This is a genomic window from Protofrankia sp. CiT1 (genome assembly GCF_917627335.1).
Classification (GTDB): Bacteria; Actinomycetota; Actinomycetes; order Frankiales; family Frankiaceae; genus Protofrankia.
In genome coordinates this window covers 1-787 of record NZ_CAKJTP010000166.1, presented here as the reverse complement: position 1 = coordinate 787, position 787 = coordinate 1, and the positions used below count along the sequence as shown (strand labels likewise).

Here is a 787-nt window from a genome sequence, read left to right as displayed (position 1 = left end):
CCGGACACTGACGAACCGTCCGCAACGACGGCCACACCTGGTTGTGATCCTCCGTAGAGAGTAGCCGGCGCCAGCCTGCCACGAGTGACGGAGGGTCCGACGAGGCGGCCCGCGGAAACAGTGATGTAACTCTCCGGGAAAGAAAATATACCGTGAGTGACACGATGATGGGGTTCCGCCATCTGACCACCCTTTTTGAGATCCCGTACGGCGCCAGGCCGGACGGATCTTCAAGCCACCTGGTGGCGGCGGCCAGGACGTCATCCAGACCTGCGACGGCCCGACTGGCAGTTGTGCCATCCTGAGCCCTGATCGCCGTTTACCGTGAGGGGGCTGCCGTGACACCAAGTGGTGGTCGTCGCCGACGGGTGACGATGAGCGAGTTGCGTAGCCGACGTATGGACGTCTACACGGTCGCGGAACGCTACGGCGTCAGCAACATCCGCGTCTTCGGCTCCGTTGCCCGTGCCGAGGCGGACGAGGTCAGCGACGTCGATCTGTTGGTCGACCTCGCTCCCGGGCGAGGGCTGTTCGATCTCGGCGGATTCATCAGCGACGCCGAGGCGGCGCTGGATGTCCACGTCGACGTGACCACGGTGGCTGGACTGCGGCCGCGGCTACGCGGGCGGGTTCTCGCTGAAGCCGTCGAGTTGTGAGGTCCGACGACGAGCGCCTCCGCGACATCGTCGAACATGCCGAGCTGATCAGCGCGCATCTGCCGGCCTCGCGCGACGGGCTCGACAAGGACGTCGTGCTGTCCGCCGCACTCATCAGATGGGTCGGGATC

At 65.4% G+C, this 787-nt stretch carries 1 protein-coding gene; it reads left to right on the top strand.

Going from position 1 to position 787, the window contains the following annotated elements; translation table 11 throughout:
• The first annotated feature begins 374 nt into the window (after positions 1–374).
• Positions 375–656: a nucleotidyltransferase family protein gene (locus MJ785_RS18635; protein ID WP_239382034.1), complete on the top strand. Its 282-nt coding sequence runs from the start codon at positions 375–377 to the stop codon at positions 654–656.
• The last annotated feature ends 131 nt before the right edge of the window (positions 657–787 follow it).

What these genes read in the sequence shown, in the direction of transcription:
- MJ785_RS18635 (WP_239382034.1), top strand. Translation starts at nt 375, where the DNA reads ATGAGCGAGTTGCGTAGCCGACGTATGGACGTCTACACGGTCGCGGAA.